This window comes from Caballeronia sp. LZ065, assembly GCF_031450975.1.
In the GTDB taxonomy this organism is placed as follows: Bacteria; Pseudomonadota; Gammaproteobacteria; order Burkholderiales; family Burkholderiaceae; genus Caballeronia.
This window is the reverse complement of the sequence record NZ_JARUXV010000002.1, coordinates 542,864-557,725: the sequence shown is the minus strand read 5'-3', so window position 1 is coordinate 557,725 and position 14,862 is coordinate 542,864. Positions and strand designations below refer to the sequence as shown.

General features: G+C 60.5%; 12 protein-coding genes. 4 read left to right on the top strand and 8 right to left on the bottom strand.

All coding sequences use genetic code 11. The features are described 5' to 3' along the window. The first annotated feature begins 9 nt into the window (after nt 1-9). Nucleotides 10-924, top strand: coding sequence for a sulfurtransferase (locus tag QCE63_RS16700; protein WP_309834504.1), 915 nt, complete (start codon nt 10-12; stop codon nt 922-924). Between the two features lie 415 nt (nt 925-1,339). On the opposite strand, the gene QCE63_RS16695 is transcribed toward QCE63_RS16700, so the two are convergent. The 5 genes from QCE63_RS16695 to QCE63_RS16675 all read right to left on the bottom strand — a co-directional run bounded on the left by QCE63_RS16695 (nt 1,340) and on the right by QCE63_RS16675 (nt 7,664). After that, entirely contained in the window at nt 1,340-2,191 is an 852-nt protein-coding gene (locus QCE63_RS16695; protein ID WP_309813051.1) for a carbohydrate ABC transporter permease, read from the bottom strand. A 9-nt stretch (nt 2,192-2,200) separates the two neighbouring features. Continuing rightward, entirely contained in the window at nt 2,201-3,181 is a 981-nt protein-coding gene (locus QCE63_RS16690; RefSeq protein WP_309834503.1) for a sugar ABC transporter permease, read from the bottom strand. Nucleotides 3,182-3,250: 69 nt separating this feature from the next. Then, on the bottom strand, nt 3,251-4,516 hold the full coding sequence (locus QCE63_RS16685; RefSeq protein WP_309834502.1) for an extracellular solute-binding protein: 1,266 nt from the start codon (nt 4,514-4,516) through the stop codon (nt 3,251-3,253). Nucleotides 4,517-4,562: 46 nt separating this feature from the next. After that, nucleotides 4,563-6,503 (bottom strand): beta-galactosidase, encoded by a 1,941-nt coding sequence (locus QCE63_RS16680; RefSeq protein WP_309834501.1) that lies wholly within the window; start codon nt 6,501-6,503, stop codon nt 4,563-4,565. A 9-nt stretch (nt 6,504-6,512) separates the two neighbouring features. Continuing rightward, nucleotides 6,513-7,664 carry a sn-glycerol-3-phosphate ABC transporter ATP-binding protein UgpC gene (locus QCE63_RS16675; RefSeq protein WP_309834500.1) on the bottom strand — a complete coding sequence of 384 codons (1,152 nt, stop codon included), beginning with the start codon at nt 7,662-7,664 and terminating at the stop codon, nt 6,513-6,515. A gap of 197 nt (nt 7,665-7,861) precedes the next feature. On the opposite strand from QCE63_RS16675, the gene QCE63_RS16670 reads away from it, so the two are divergent. Then, complete coding sequence (locus tag QCE63_RS16670) at nt 7,862-8,923, top strand: LacI family DNA-binding transcriptional regulator (RefSeq protein ID WP_309834499.1); 1,062 nt, start codon at nt 7,862-7,864, stop codon at nt 8,921-8,923. Nucleotides 8,924-9,172: 249 nt separating this feature from the next. Here the strand turns inward: QCE63_RS16670 and QCE63_RS16665 are convergent, their stop codons facing one another. Together QCE63_RS16665 and QCE63_RS16660 are read right to left on the bottom strand one after the other, a co-directional pair. Beyond that, on the bottom strand, nt 9,173-9,421 hold the full coding sequence (locus QCE63_RS16665) for a hypothetical protein (RefSeq protein ID WP_309834498.1): 249 nt from the start codon (nt 9,419-9,421) through the stop codon (nt 9,173-9,175). A gap of 169 nt (nt 9,422-9,590) precedes the next feature. After that, nucleotides 9,591-12,032 (bottom strand): hypothetical protein, encoded by a 2,442-nt coding sequence (locus QCE63_RS16660; RefSeq protein ID WP_309834497.1) that lies wholly within the window; start codon nt 12,030-12,032, stop codon nt 9,591-9,593. Nucleotides 12,033-12,381: 349 nt separating this feature from the next. On the opposite strand from QCE63_RS16660, the gene QCE63_RS16655 reads away from it, so the two are divergent. Further along, nucleotides 12,382-13,041 carry a hypothetical protein gene (locus QCE63_RS16655; protein WP_309834496.1) on the top strand — a complete coding sequence of 220 codons (660 nt, stop codon included), beginning with the start codon at nt 12,382-12,384 and terminating at the stop codon, nt 13,039-13,041. On the opposite strand, the gene QCE63_RS16650 is transcribed toward QCE63_RS16655, so the two are convergent. After that, nucleotides 13,013-13,783 carry a D-2-hydroxyacid dehydrogenase family protein gene (locus tag QCE63_RS16650; RefSeq protein ID WP_309834495.1) on the bottom strand — a complete coding sequence of 257 codons (771 nt, stop codon included), beginning with the start codon at nt 13,781-13,783 and terminating at the stop codon, nt 13,013-13,015. The two genes, QCE63_RS16655 and QCE63_RS16650, sit on opposite strands and share 29 nt — an antisense overlap. Before the next feature lie 280 nt (nt 13,784-14,063). On the opposite strand from QCE63_RS16650, the gene QCE63_RS16645 reads away from it, so the two are divergent. Then, complete coding sequence (locus tag QCE63_RS16645) at nt 14,064-14,828, top strand: alpha/beta hydrolase (RefSeq protein WP_309834492.1); 765 nt, start codon at nt 14,064-14,066, stop codon at nt 14,826-14,828. The last annotated feature ends 34 nt before the right edge of the window (nt 14,829-14,862 follow it).

Below are 14,862 nucleotides of genomic sequence, written 5' to 3'. Positions count from 1 at the left end.
GAGTAGTCCATGTCCGACTCGCAGCACCACTCAAACACCGCGCAAGGTCATCGCGAACCCGGCTTTCTAGTCGATACCGCATGGCTCGCCGCTCACCGCGGACGCCCCGACCTGCGCCTGTTCGACTGCAGCGCAACCATGCAGGTCGACCCTGTCATCCAGCAGCGCGTGCATCCCGAGCGTGATGCCTTCGAGGCCGCGCATCTTCCGGGGGCGCGTTTCATCGACATCGAGGCCGATCTCTCCGACCGCTCGCATCAAGTGCATCTGATGCTGCCGCCGCGTGACGCATTCGCCCAGGCCATGTCGAGACTCGGCGTATCGAACGACAGCCTCGTCGTCATCTACAGCACGAGCAACATCTGGTGGGCCACACGCGTCTGGTGGATGCTGCGCGTCTATGGCTTCGACAATGCTCACATCCTCGACGGCGGCCTCGCCAGGTGGCGAGCCGAGGGCCGTGCGCTTGAAGCGGGGCCTTCCGCACTTGCTGCCCCGGGTCGCTTCGTGGCCGCGCCGGCACGCTCGCTCGTCGCCGGGCGTGATGATGTGCTGCGCGCGATCGGTGCGCCGCACACGCGCATCGTCAACGCGCTGAGGCCCACGCAATACAGCGGAGAAGAAGCGCCGCGCAAGGGCCGGCGCGGGCATATCGAAAGCAGCATCAACGTCCCGGCCGGTTCGCTGCTCGACGCCGCCACCGGGTGCCTGCTCGACGATGCGGCCTTGCAGGCCGTGTTCGAATCAGCGGGGATCGAGCATTCGCAACGGGTCATTGCCTATTGCGGCGGTGGGGTGTCGGCGAGCCTTGACGTGTTCGCGCTGACCAAGCTCGGTTACAAGGACGTCTTGCTCTACGACGCGTCGCTCGGCGAGTGGGGATCGGACGACAGCTTGCCGATGCGGGAAGAGCGGACCATTTGAGCGGAGCGCGGCGCAGGAAAGGCCATGCAGGCGCCACATCGGGCGAGATCTCGCGCCACCCGCTCAGCTGATCTGCATCACCGCTTGCCGGACATCGATGCGCCGCGGAATGACTTTGGTGTCGAACGCCAGATTTGCCGAGTCCTGCTGCGCATCTGATCGTTCGCCGAACAGTGCGACTTTGGCTCGTCAGGCGTTACGGCCCCATTGGCGTAGATGCAATCGTCACCCAGCATCCTGCGCTCGAAATTGTCTCAACAATCCTGGACGTTTTGGCAAGCAGACTGAGACCGACTGAGCCAAAGGGCGGCCCCATTGTAGCCAGGACTTTGTCCGCGCCTACCTGCCAACCTGTCGCCGCTTTCTATTTGACATCACATCCGTAGGCATGTTGGGTTGACGATGGTGCTCCCGCTCACCCCTTCGTCGCCCCGAACGTCAGTCCGGCAACGAAATGCTTCTGCATCGCGAAGAACATCGCCACCGACGGCAGCGCGGCCAGGATCGAACCCGCTGATACGAGATTCCACGCCGTCGTCCACTGGCCCTTCAAGGCCGCGACACCGACCGTGATCGGCGCGGCATCGTCGCCTTGGGTGAGACACAGAGCCCAGAAATAGTCGTTCCAGACGAAGGTGAAGACGAGCACCGTAAGCGCCGCGAGCGCCGGACGAATCAGCGGCAGCACGATACGTGTGAACACCGTCCATTCGCTCGCGCCTTCAATGCGGGCCGCCTCGATCAACTCGAACGGCAACTGGCTGATGAAATTGCGGAGAAACAGCGTGCAAAAGCCCGTCTGAAACGATAGATGGAACAGGATCAGCGCGCCCACCGTATTGAACAATCCGAGGCTCAGCGAGAGATCGCGCACCGGAATCATCAGAATCTGGATGGGCACGAAATTGCCCGCGACGAACGTGGCGAACAGCGCCGTGTTGCCAGGAAAACGATAGATTGCGAGCGCGAAGCCCGCCATCGCAGCGAGCGCGATCGCGCCGAGCACCGCCGGCACGGTAATGAGCACGCTGTTCATGAAGTAGTGCAGCATCGGCGACGCGGTGAGCGCCTCGCGATAGTTGGCCACGAGCGAGATGTGCTGCGGCCAGCCCCAGTAATTGCCGAGACTGAGTTCCTCGCTCGAACGCACCGACGTCACCAGCACGGCGATCATGGGCAATAGCCAGATCAGAAGCGCGATGGGAAGCGAGAGTTTGTACAGCCGCCGGTTGAGCGGCTTCCATTTCTGCACGGGCATCGGATACATGCTCGCTCCTTAGATTTCGTTGCGCAGCATGCGCCGCAAGTGATAGACGATATACACGAGCATGATCGCGAATAGCACCACCGCAATCGACGCCGAATACCCGATCCGGTAATACTTGATGGCCTGGTCGTACATGTAATATGCGAGCACCGTCGAGCTTTCGAAGGGACCGCCGCCCGTCATCACCGAGATCAGATCGAAGCTGCGCAGCGCGCCGATCACGGTCACGACGATCGCCATGAAGGTCACGGGGCGCAATTGCGGCAACACGACATGCCAGAGCATCGTCCAGCCCTTTGCGCCTTCCATGCGCGCCGCTTCCAGTTGCTCGCTGTTGAGCGCCGTCAGGCCGGTCAGATACAGAATCATGCAGTAAGCGGTTTGCGGCCACAGCGCCGCGAAGACGATGCCGAACGTCGCATAGCGCGCGTCGCCGAGCACCGGCACGCCGTGTCCGAGTATCACCGCCAGCAGACCGAAGGTTGGATCGTAGAACCACGAGAAGATCAGCCCCACGACCACGCCTGACAGCACGAACGGCGCAAAGAACAGCGACTTGACGATGCGTATGCCGGCCACCGCCTGATTCAGATAGAGCGCGACGGCCAGACCCATCGGCGGCGCAAGGAGAAACAACGCGAGCCAGATGATGTTGTTCTTCAGCGCGGTATAGAAGGTCGGCGCCTGAAACAGTTCGATGAAATTGTCCAGGCCGACGAAGGTCTGTTCCGTCATGCCGTCCCAGCTATAGAAGCTGAGCCGGATCGACGAAAGAATCGGCCATATGACGTAGACGGCGACCATGACGCACGCGGGCGCGAGAAACAGCACCGCTGCCTTGCGTTGCCTGCGCGCCGTCGGCGACGGTCCGCGCCGCTTCGTTCGCGAATGCGGCGAACGTGGTGAATGTGGCGAACGCGGCGGCGGATGGGACGCATCCGGCTCGCGCGGCTGCGCGTTGACGTCCTGACGTGTGGCGGAATGCGGCACGACGGCTCTCCTTTCTTCGCGGCGGCGGCGCGCGGCATCGAGCCGCCGCGCGCCGGCTTGCCTTCGACCTTACTTCTTGTAGATGCGCTTGCGCGTCTGTTCGAGCTGGGCCAGGATACTGTCGAGCTTCGACGGATCGGACACGAACTGCTGCATGCCCTTCATGCCTTCGTCGGCCATTTCCTTGGTCATGTCGCGATCATAGAACTGCGCGATGCCGCCCTTCGTGTTCGACAGAATCTGGAAGCCGATCTTCGAAATGGGATCGTCCGGCTCGGGCGACTTGCTGTTCGCCGAAAGCGAGCCCAGCCCTTGCGCGAGTTTTGCGCCCATTTCCGGCGTTTCCACGAACGCGAGAAACGCGTGGGCATCGGCCTTGTTCTTGGCCTTCGCAGGAATGTGCAGCGATTCCACCGGGCCGTCTTCGGCGGTCGGCACTTTCGGGTCGATGATCGGGAACTGGAAGTAGCCCATCTCCGGCTTCACGTTCGCGGGGAAGCCGCCCGTGATGAACGTGCCCATCAGCATCATCGCGGCCTTGCCCTGGAACAGGAAGGGCTGCGCGGCATCGAGATCGTAGGACAGCGAGTTGTCGATGAAATCCTTATCGTCGAGCAACTGCTTCCACGCGAGATAAACCTTCTTCACGCGCGGATCGGTGTAGGGCACGTTGCCCGCCATCAACTGCTGATGAAATGCGTTGCCGTTCAGACGCAGATCGAGATAATCGAACCAGCCGGCGAGCGTCCACGCATCGCGCCCGCCGACGGCGAACGGCGTAACGCCCGCTGCTTTCAGCTTCTTGCACGCGTCCATCAACTGGTCCCAGGTCTTCGGCTCTTCCGTGATGCCGGCCTTCTGAAACAGATCCTTGCGATAGAACAGACCCCACGAGTAATACACCGTGGGCGCGGCATACTGCTTGCCGTTGTAGCTCGACGATTCCTTGGTCGATGCATACATGCCGTCCCAGCCGTTCTTCTTCCAGTCGCCGCTGAGGTCTTCGAAAAGGCCGCGCCGCGCGTAGTACGCCATGCGCTCACCGTTGTGCCAGTTGACGATATCGGGCGCGACCGTCGACAGCCAGCCGGGCAGTTGCACCTTGTAGGCTTCCTCGTCGATGAACGACACTTTCACGTCGACGTCGGGATGCGCTTTCTTGAAGGCATCGACGACTTCCTGCCATACCGCGCGCTGACTCGCGCCCTTGAACGCGATGTTGATCGTCATCGTTGCGGCCTGCGCCGCGCCCGTGGCGAACGACGTCACGCCCATCGTCAGCGCGAACGCCGCCGCGGCGATGCGCATGCGTGTCTTGAGGCTGCCTGCTGTCATGTCCTGTCTCCTGATGATGTTGTGCTTTTTGTACGGCCTTCGCTTGTCAAGCCCGATAAATCGCCACGCCTTGCGGTTCCACTTCACGCGAACCGATGATGAAACGATCGCCGCCCATATCGTCGATGGTGTGGGGATCGTTCGAATAATTGAAGACGTAAGTCAGCCCGCCACGGCGGCTCACGCGGATGCCGTCCGCAAGCGGCGTCGGCGCCAGACCCGCTTCTTTTGCAATGCGGGCGAAGAGTGTTTGCGTGAGCGCTTCGTCGAAGAGGCTCGTGAAGTAATGCACCTTGCCCGCCTGGACATAAGCGGGATGTTCGTCCGCAAAGCGCGCGTGTACCGTCGCTTGCGCGGGTTCGATCAAGTCGCGCCAATGACGCGCATAGCCGCCTTCCACGGCTTCCGTCACGTTCGGCCGCATCGATTCGACGCGCCATACGCGCACTGGCAGGATCGATGCCAGCGAACCCGGCGGCAGGTTGGACGGAATCTGCACGCTCTCAGTCTTCGATCCGCAGCGCGGCCCGAACACGACATGCGCGCCCGATGCGTTCAGCCGCGCGGCGAAGTCATCGGGGACGATGGGCAGCGGCGGCACGACGATCATCGCGTAGCCATCGAGCGGTGCGCGCGCGGACACGATATCCACGTCGAAGCCGAGCGAGCGCAGCGCCGAGTAATACTCGAACGCAAAGCGCGGATAGAAAAAGTCCGCGCCTTGCGGATGAATCGCGAACAGCCACTTTGCCGTGTAATCCCAGATGAGTGCGATCTTGCCGTGCACGGGCGCGTTGGCATCGGCGTGCGCTTCGACGCGGGCGATTTCCTCCGCGACGCGATGCGCTTCGCTGCCGCCCACATCGAGCCGGTTATCGGACGTGTTCAGCCCCGCGTGCATCTGCTCCTGCGCGAACGGCGCCTGCCGCCATCTGAAGTACGACACGCAGCCCGCGCCGTGCGCGAACGCTTCCCACGACCACAAGCGCACCATGCCCGGCAGCGGCGACGGATTCCAGTGCGCCCAGTTGACCGGGCCGGGTTGCTGCTCCATCACCCAGAACGGCAGCTTCGACATGCCGCGATACACATCGTGATTGAACGATGCAAAGTCTGGATGACCGGTGCGCTGATATTTCGCTTTCACTTCCGGCGCGTACCACTGCTCTTCCAGCGCACCGAGCGGATAGCTGTCCCACGTGGCGATATCGAGATCGGCCGCGACGTCGTAGTGATCGAACTCCGTGAAAAGCTGCATGAAGTTGTGCGCGACAGGCCGCCCCGGCGAATGCGCGCGGATGATCTCCACCTGCATGCGGTTGTAGCGCGCGACTTCATCGGAGGCGAAGCGCTGATAATCGAGCCGATGCGACGGATGCGCTTCCGTCACGGTGGCGACGGGCGCATCGATCTCGTCGAAGCTGCGATATTCCATGCTCCAGAACACGGTGCCCCAGGCGCGATTGAGCGCATCGACGGTGCCGTAGCGCGCCTTGAGCCACTGACGAAAGCGCTGCACGGCCGCCGGCGAATAGCTGACCACGGTGCTGTGGCATCCGTACTCGTTGTCCGTCTGCCAGAACGCGACCGACGGATGCTGGCCATAGCGCTTCGCCACCGCCGTGCAGATCGCGCGCGACGCCTCGAAGTACGACGGCGACGAGAAATCGTAATGACGCCGCGAGCCGAACGCGCGCGGACGGCCATCGGCGCCAACGGGCAGCACGTCCGGATGCCGGTCGATCAACCATTTGGGCGGCGTTGCCGTCGGCGTGCACATCACGACCTTCAATCCCGCCGCGCCGAGCACGTCGATCGCACGATCCAGCCAGCCCCAGTCATATTCGCCTGGCGATGGCTCCATGCGGCTCCACGCAAACTCCGCGATCCGCACCTGTTCGATGCCGAGCGCCTTCATGCGGCGCGCGTCATCCTCCCACATCGTTTCCGGCCAGTGTTCGGGGTAATAGCAGACTCCGAGACGCATCGGTTTTCCTTATAGGGTGTGGGCGACGGCGGCGAGTGGTTTCACGGAGAAATCATCCTGTGTAAAAAGATGGCAGACGTGCGGGCGCGCCACGAAGCTCACGCGCTGTCCGCGGTCGACCTGCACATTGCCCGGCACCTTGGCGATCAGCACGCCACGGTCGGGCTGTTCGAGATGCACGTAGCTGTGTTCGCCGAGATGTTCGGTCAGCGAAACCGCGCGCGTGAGCGTGCCGCCCGCGTCCCGCGCTTCGCCTGCAGACAGTTCCAGATGCTCGGGCCGCACGCCGACCGTCACCGGCTCGTTCTCTTGCAAGCCGGTTCCGTCGACGGCGACACGCACCGCTTCGCCCGTCTGCACGAGCGTCGCCGTGACGCCTTGCGCGTCGATCGCGCTCACGGTCGCAGCCAGGAAGTTCATGCGCGGCGAGCCGATGAAGCCCGCGACGAAGCGACTCGCGGGCCGGTGATACAGCTCGAGCGGCGCGCCCATCTGCGCGATGCTGCCGTGGCGCTCGGTGTCGGCGCCGGCGTGGAGCAGCACGATCTTGTCGGCAAGCGTCATCGCTTCGGTCTGATCGTGCGTCACGTAGACCACGCTCGCAGTGGCGAACTGCTTGTGCAGACGTGCGATCTCGATGCGCGTCTGACCGCGCAAGGTGGCGTCAAGATTGGACAGCGGCTCGTCGAACAGAAAAACGCCGGGTTCGCGCACGATGGCGCGGCCAATCGCGACGCGTTGCCGTTGTCCGCCCGACAGCTCGCGCGGCTTGCGTTCGAGCAGCGTGTCCAGTTGGAGCACGCGCGCGGCCTCGCGCACACGCGTGTCGATTTCGGATTTCGATTTCCTGGCCAGCTTCAGGCCGAACGACATGTTCTCGTAGACGCTCATGTGCGGGAACAGCGCGTAGCTCTGAAACACCATCGCCACGCCGCGCTCGGCTGCGGGCACGTCGTTGACCACGCGTCCGCCGATCAGCAGGTCGCCATCGCTCAGGTCTTCGAGACCCGCGATCATGCGCAGCAAGGTGGACTTGCCGCAGCCCGAGGGGCCAAGGAACACGCAGAACTCGCTTTCGCCGATGTCGAGATCGACATCGCGGATCACGGGTGGATTATTCCCGTACGCTTTCTGCACGCCTCGCAACGAAACACTCGCCATTGCATGAACTCCGTGATTTAATCAGCCCGGCACGGAGATTAAGCGCTTAACCTTACGTACGAAAAAATTGCTGCAAGTGCAGCATACGTAAGGTTTGTCTCCGTCAGATCGTTTTGGTATTTCGCGCATAGTGCATGGCCTTCTTGAACGATGCAAATGCTGAACATGTCCCACATACTGATTTCGCCTTCTGAATCATGTCCACGCTTAGCCAGGTCGCGAAGCACGCGGGCGTCACGGCCGCGACGGTGTCCAACGTGCTGCGCAACCGCGGGCGCGTCGGCGAGGAAACGCGCCGGCGCGTCCTGGAAGCGGTCGCCGCGCTGAATTATCGTCCTCACCTCGCGGCACGCGCGCTCGCGGAGGGACGCGCGCCGACACTGGCGCTGATGGTATCCAGCATCGCCAATCCGTTTTATCCGGAGTTCGCGTTGGCTGTCGAACGGGCCGCGCGCGAGAGCGGGCATTTCGTGATCATCTGCAACACGAACGAAGATCCGCTGACGGGCCGCGCGTACCTCGAACAGATCGCGGGAACGCTGTCGGAGGGCGTGCTCGTGATGAACGCCAATCTCGATTTCGACGACTTGCACCGCACGCAGGCCGGCGGCACGCCCGTCGTGCTGTGCATGTGGGAGCGGCCCGCCGATCCGCCCGCACTGCCGTGCGTCGCCGTCGACTTCGAGCTGGCGGGAAGGCTCGCCGGCGAACATCTGATCGGACTGGGACATGAGCGAATCGGCGCAATCGTCGGCAGCAAGCCGATGGGCATTCATGCATCGCGCTACGACGGTTTCGCCGATGCCATGCGCCGCGCCGGTCTCGACGTCGCCGCTGCGAACGTGCTGCACGCGCCCGACACCGTGCAGGGCGGGTACGCTGCGGCGCTCGCGCTGCTCGACCGCGACCCCGGCATATCGGCGATTTTCGCGACCAACGATCTTCCGGCGCTCGGCGCCATCGACGCCGCGGCCGATATCGGCCGCGCCGTGCCGCGGAATCTTTCCGTGGTGGGTATTACCGATATCCAACTGGCGCAACAATGGCGGCCGCCGCTGACGACCGTCGCCGTGCCGACCGTCGAAGCGGCGAGCCTGGCCGTCTCGCTGCTGCGCGAGTTGATTGCGCAGCCCGCGAGTCTCGAGAACCGGATGCGCGTCGCATCGGAACCGCGTCTGGTCGTGCGTGGCTCGACGGCGCCTGTCAATCGGGCGCGGGCCGCCACTGCAGCGTGCCCGGCCCGGCCGTCTCCGATATGACCTGCGCGAGCCGGGCCAGCGCCATCGACGACCGATTCAACGTCACGAGCGACCTGACGATGAGCGGTCCGTGCTCCAGGTGATCGCTCATCTCCAGCATGCACTCGGTCGCTGCCCGCGAGCGTGTTCTGTGCGAGCATCTACGGCGTCCGCAACGCGACGTTGCGCGAAGCCAGCGTACCGTTCATCGTGAACACATGAGCGGTTTGATCCGCCGCGTTGCTGGAATAAATCAAAGCGCGACCCATGTCAGCAATGCGCTTCGCGAATGGGTCTATTGTGCCCAGTTCGCAGTTCTTGGAAACCTTCTGAAAGCACATTTTCAAGCGGCACGGTTTCCACCCAACCCGTGCTTTTGTAGTGTCCGCGCTCCATCAGGTCGATCACACTCTTATAGTCCTTGCCCGTATGACAGAGCGTCCCTTGTAAGCGCCGTTCACGCATCACGGCCTCGAACAATGGCGTAAGCATTGGCTTGTCGTAGATCGCAAAGCTCACCAGAGTCCGGTGCTCGCCCAACGATTTCAACGCCGACGAGATTGCAGGGGGACGCCGGACGCGCCTTCGACTAAGCCAGTCCAATAGCGTTGGCCGTGGCACCCGATTTCGTTCACCGCTTCAGCGATATTCAGGCGGTCCCTGGGCTGAGCGGGCAAAGCGATGAGTGTTACTGGAGTGGGGGTTCAGGATCTCCAGCGGGCAAGAATTTCCCATCTTTCACATGAATCTCCAGCAACTCTTTGGAAGGCAAAGACGCAGGAACGAACCGTCCTTCGATCCACCGGCTCATCTGGATGATTGCTTCCATGGAGCGCACGCCGTAGATATATTCGCATGTGAAAAAAGCGTCGATCACGGTGGAGTCGATGCGCGCATGCACCGTACCGTCCGAGTATTCGACCATTATTGGCTTGGCGTTCCTCTCCAGCAGAGACCGTAACAAGACCGCCCGACGCAGTTTCTTCAGATTGGGATGCGCGGGATGCTTCGAGTGGTTGATGTCGCTCACATCAAGATAGCCTCTGAGCCGGCTCAGAAAATCGATCAACTTCGAACTGCGCATGAATTCGGCTCTCTTCAAGCGGTCCTGTCCTTCCTGAAATGCGCGATTCGCGTCAGCTGCAAAGATGGTTGGCTCGGAACTCTGTTCTGCCATTTTACTTGGTTCGATTTTGTCCGTCTGAGTTGCGAATTCGTGGTAGGAGCTTCTGGTTCCTCCTGAAAAAAGCAGTATCGCCCTGCCCACGCGATAATCGCCGCCCTTGCCGCGAAACAAACCATCTTGCATCGGCGCAAGAAAATACTTCAACCAGCCAAGATGTTCCGTGTCGCATACCGAATCGAACTCGTCGAAAATTGCGAGCGGCACCTCGTCACTCGACAGCGCCATATCCTGAATCTGATGAAACGCGTCAGTCAATTGATCCACTGTGCTGAACTGGGCGAGATTGAATGAGAGAGGCTCGCTTTTACGGCTTGGGTCGACATATTTCAGAATCTGGGTCACCGAGAAAGACTTCCCGGAGCCGGGCTTTCCAAAGACCGCGATCGAGAGTGGTGATCGCCAACCCGGGTCCTCGATATATTTGGCGATAATTTTGGCTAGTTCAAAATGCTCGGCGATTTCTTCGGTGTCGAGAAGTTTAAGATGATTGAACGCGACGTATGGGACTGAAATATAGCTTCTCGGAAACCAGGGATTATTCGAATGGCGCCACTGATCACTCTTCTCTCCGGTACTCGGGCGCGCTGAATCAGGCCTCTTGATCAGCACTCGATCGAGGCCATCCACCACGATTCGTCTAAGCGCCAATTCACCTTCTTCATCAATAAATTTCTTGGTTCGGGTCCAGTTTCCGGCTTCGGTGAGCGGCTCGAGATCGAGCGAGCACGCGAGATAATCACGTGAACTGCCGTCCTCACACGCCTTGGCCATCTCATCGCACTCTGCCGTGCCGAGCACTTGCTCAATCGATTTGAACGTCTTTTCTGGAAGAAGCCCGTTAGTGAAGTGGCGGTTGTATGCCACCGCGGCAAGCCGCAGTGCTCCGCCGAATATCGCTTCGTCGGGCGCCTTCTTCTCCCAGCCGATTGAAACCTCTTCTTCGGCTGCTCTTGCATAAAGTGATTTGACGATCGCGGTCAGAAAAATGGCAAACTTCGCCGGTACGTGGCCATATTCCCGCTCGTCGGCCTGTGCTACGCGATCGAAGTTAGGGCAGTAATGAATCGATGCCTTCTTGTTCTTCTCACTGTTCCGTATGTGCAAACTGCCGGTTTCACGAAAAATGATGATCAGATCGTCCGCATGACTGAGCAATTTCTGAATCGGATCTAGCTCCATGGCTCCGACAATATCGCGAATACTATGTTCCAGTGCACCGTACTTCTTGATATTGACGCCAGCCTTGCGTAAAGCATCTGCTGACGTCACGAGTGTACGTCTCGGTCGCCTTCCGCTTCCTGCGGTAAACACATCGTTTTCAAGCACTTCGAGGGCGCTGCACCAGAGGTTGATATCGCTGTTGATGCCAATGACCAGATCATCGTTGCCTATCAAGGATCCAAGCGAGGCATATCTCGCAGGATCGCCCGGCTGGTCATTGGCGACGTCGCGCGTATAACCGTTTTGATCATAGATTACGGTAATTCGGGCGCGGGTACTTTTCTTGTCCTGCAACAGCCTTTTTCCGATCCGGTCGATGCTGTCGTAAAAGGGCGCAGTCTTAAGCGGAATCTCCTCTTCAACTTCGGTCTCCGACGTTTTGTATGCGATGTAATCGTTCCTCACCCGCAAAACCTTGTCCCCGTCTTTTCGGCCTGATGATTTTGGAAAACGGTCGAGTATGCTAATGCGATTGTCACAGATATCCCCGAACAGATCCTTGTCCGCGTCGATGTAGATATCTTGGTTCTTGAATTTCGGCCGTCCGTCCTTGAGTGCCTGAGTGAAGATCGCCTGCAGAAGAGGCGCAGTATGGGCATCGCGTGTAAGCATGAGATGAGAGGGATACTCGTCATCACTCTTTCCCGCGCTGCGTTCGATGATCGTATGAGCAACGAGATCGCCAAGCAGGACAATTACCGGAGAATTTTTCGTCTCTGTCATCGGGGTTTCCTCCATTGTGGTCGCTGCGAGCGCTCTGCATAGATTAGAAACTTTGCGCGAATACGCAAGCGCTTCCTTAACATTAGACAGTATGACGAACGGAATACTCGTCGATGCGATGGCTTGGATTCGAACGGATTTGCGAATCCCTGGCCGGTCTCGACGGTAAAAGCGTCTGACTGGCGCACGCCGACGTTCAGTCCGTCCTCACGCTGTCTTTCGAACACAACTTGACGTACTACGTTGTAGAAACGGGCTACGGTGACACTGTGATTGATGCTGTATTCGTCGGATTGCGTCTACGAGACATCAGCACGCAGGACGCAGCCAACCCTACGCGGCCCACTTCATGGCCGAATTCGACGCTCGCTTCGGCAAGGTGTCGAGAAGCGCCTTCAATGCCGATCGCGCGCTCAGGAGAGACGAGGATCGGCTTGATTCTGACCTCGCGCGTGGCGCGGCGCGTGACGAAGGTGTTGACGGTGCAGCACGACCGGGTGATTTACATGTTCTACGCTACGACAGAGAACCGTGCGCTGATTCACCAATACTGGATATCTTCGAGTATCCCGAAGTACGTATCGAGATTCGCGTGAACGGGAGGGCCCTCGCCTTTCGACAATACGATCGGTTCTCAGAGATCGATCATATTGTCGACAACAAGCGGCTTGGACACGTCCTGCAGGTCGCTCAGATCGCGCAAGCTACGCGCGACGACCGCAACAATAATCAACCTGCACGCCTTGTGATCCGACAGCAATCGAGCAAGCGGCTTGCCGCCATTGACGGAATCAAGGAACAGTTGTTCGGTGCAAATGCCCCATTTGTCCGCACATCACGTGCCGACCTGATTTTTTGGAAGCCAATGAAGACCAGAACCGTCCCACGTGACGATGACTACATCACCCATAACCACCGCCGGCGCAAAGTGACCACGAGCCGCTTCCGCACCCCAAGCGCCCCGCAACTCACCAAACCATTCATCCTGCGCTTTGCGAGACATAACTGATCTCCCGCTTCTCCGGCGTAAGCACGCGCACGGGCGAACCCTCGATCCACGCGCGGATGTTCTGGACCGATTCGCCATAGTAGATACGATAGGACTCATCGGTGACGTACCCGATGTGCGACGTCGCGATGACATTGTCCAGCGCTCGTAACGGGTGCGCCGCAGGCAACGGCTCCTGATCGAACACGTCGAGCGCGGCTCCCGCAATCTGTCGCTCGCGCAATGCGTTGATCAGCGCCTGTTCGTTGACAATGGGTCCGCGCGCGGTGTTCACGAGCAGCGCGTGACGGGGCATCATGGCCAATTCCCTGGCGCCGATAAGATTGCGTGTCCGGTCCGACAGCCGAACGTGGATCGAAAGGATATCGCTGGAGGCGTACAGTTCTTCCTTCGGAACGAAGAGCGCGCCATGCCGCGCGGCCGACTCTTGCGTCATGTTCTGGCTCCAGGCGATCGTGCGCATCCCGAAAGCCTGAGCCACTCGTGCCGTGGCGGCGCCGGTATAACCCAGCCCGAGCAGTCCAATGGTTTTGCCATGAAGATCGCCGCCGACCGACACCTGCCAGCCGCCCTGCTTGAACGATTCGACTTCTTTTGGAATATGCCGCGTCGCTGCAAGAATGAGCGCCCACGCGAGTTCCGCCGCAGCCGTGGGTGACGATGCCGTTCCGCATACCGTGATTCCAGAACGGACGGGTTCACTCGCTGTCTCCATGTTGTACAGGCCAATTGCTCGAATCACGCCTGCTGCATCTCTACATGCTTCATCGAAAGCGACCTCTTTGCGACGCCCACACGCAGTTTGCAGCCGCTCTGTCAGTCTAAGAAACAACGATGAACGAGGATAATGAAAAGTACAGATCAGGTGAGACGCGGCGGTTATATCGGTGATAACCAGTACGCATGCTCAGGCCGGAGCGCTTGAGATCGGCTTGCATCCCGGCTTCATCTCTGCAACGATTCGACGTGCGCCCGACGTCCTTCATCGCAGCGGACCTAACATTAACCATCAGGATTCCGACTTGAAAACCAGCACACCAAGTGACTCGTCCGCTGCTTCGCGTCCCGTCAACTTCGTCCTGATTCACGGCGCGTGGCACGGCGGCTGGGTCTGGAGAACCGTCGCAGATGATCTGAACGCGCGCGGCCATCGCGCCATTGCGCCGACCCTGACCGGCCTCGGCGAGCGTCGCCATTTGATTGCGTCCGCAACTTCTCTGGACGTCAATGTCGACGATATCGTCAACGTCATCGAAGCGGAAGAACTGCGCGACGTCGTGCTGGTGGGGCACAGTTACGGTGGACTCGTCGCGTCCGGTGTCGCGGATCGCGTGCCGCATGCGCTGCGCTCGCTCATATTCCTCGATAGTCTGCTCGTCGAGAACGGACAGACGGCGTTCGACGTATTGCCCGCGAGCGTGATCGAAGAACGCATGGAGTCGGTGAGGACCAGCGGCCAGTCGCTCGGCATGCCGGTGAACGGACTGAAGGGCACGGGCATTCCGGAGGATCATCCGTGCGCCGCGTGGGTACGCCGGCGGCTTACACCGCATCCGCTTTCGACCTACACCACGCCGCTGCGGCTCGATCACCCGCTCGGCAACGGACTTCCCTGCACCTACGTGCATTGCGCGAATCCGTCCTATGACACCCTGGCGGGCGTGCGCGAGCGGGTCCGTTCGCGATCTGGCTGGCAATGGGAAAGCATCGACACCGGCCACGATGCCATGGTGCTCGCGCCCGAACTACTGACCGATCTGCTCGAACGGCTCGCAGTGGCGAAGTAGCGGCGATATAAGCGATCAGGACGGCCCAGGCCGT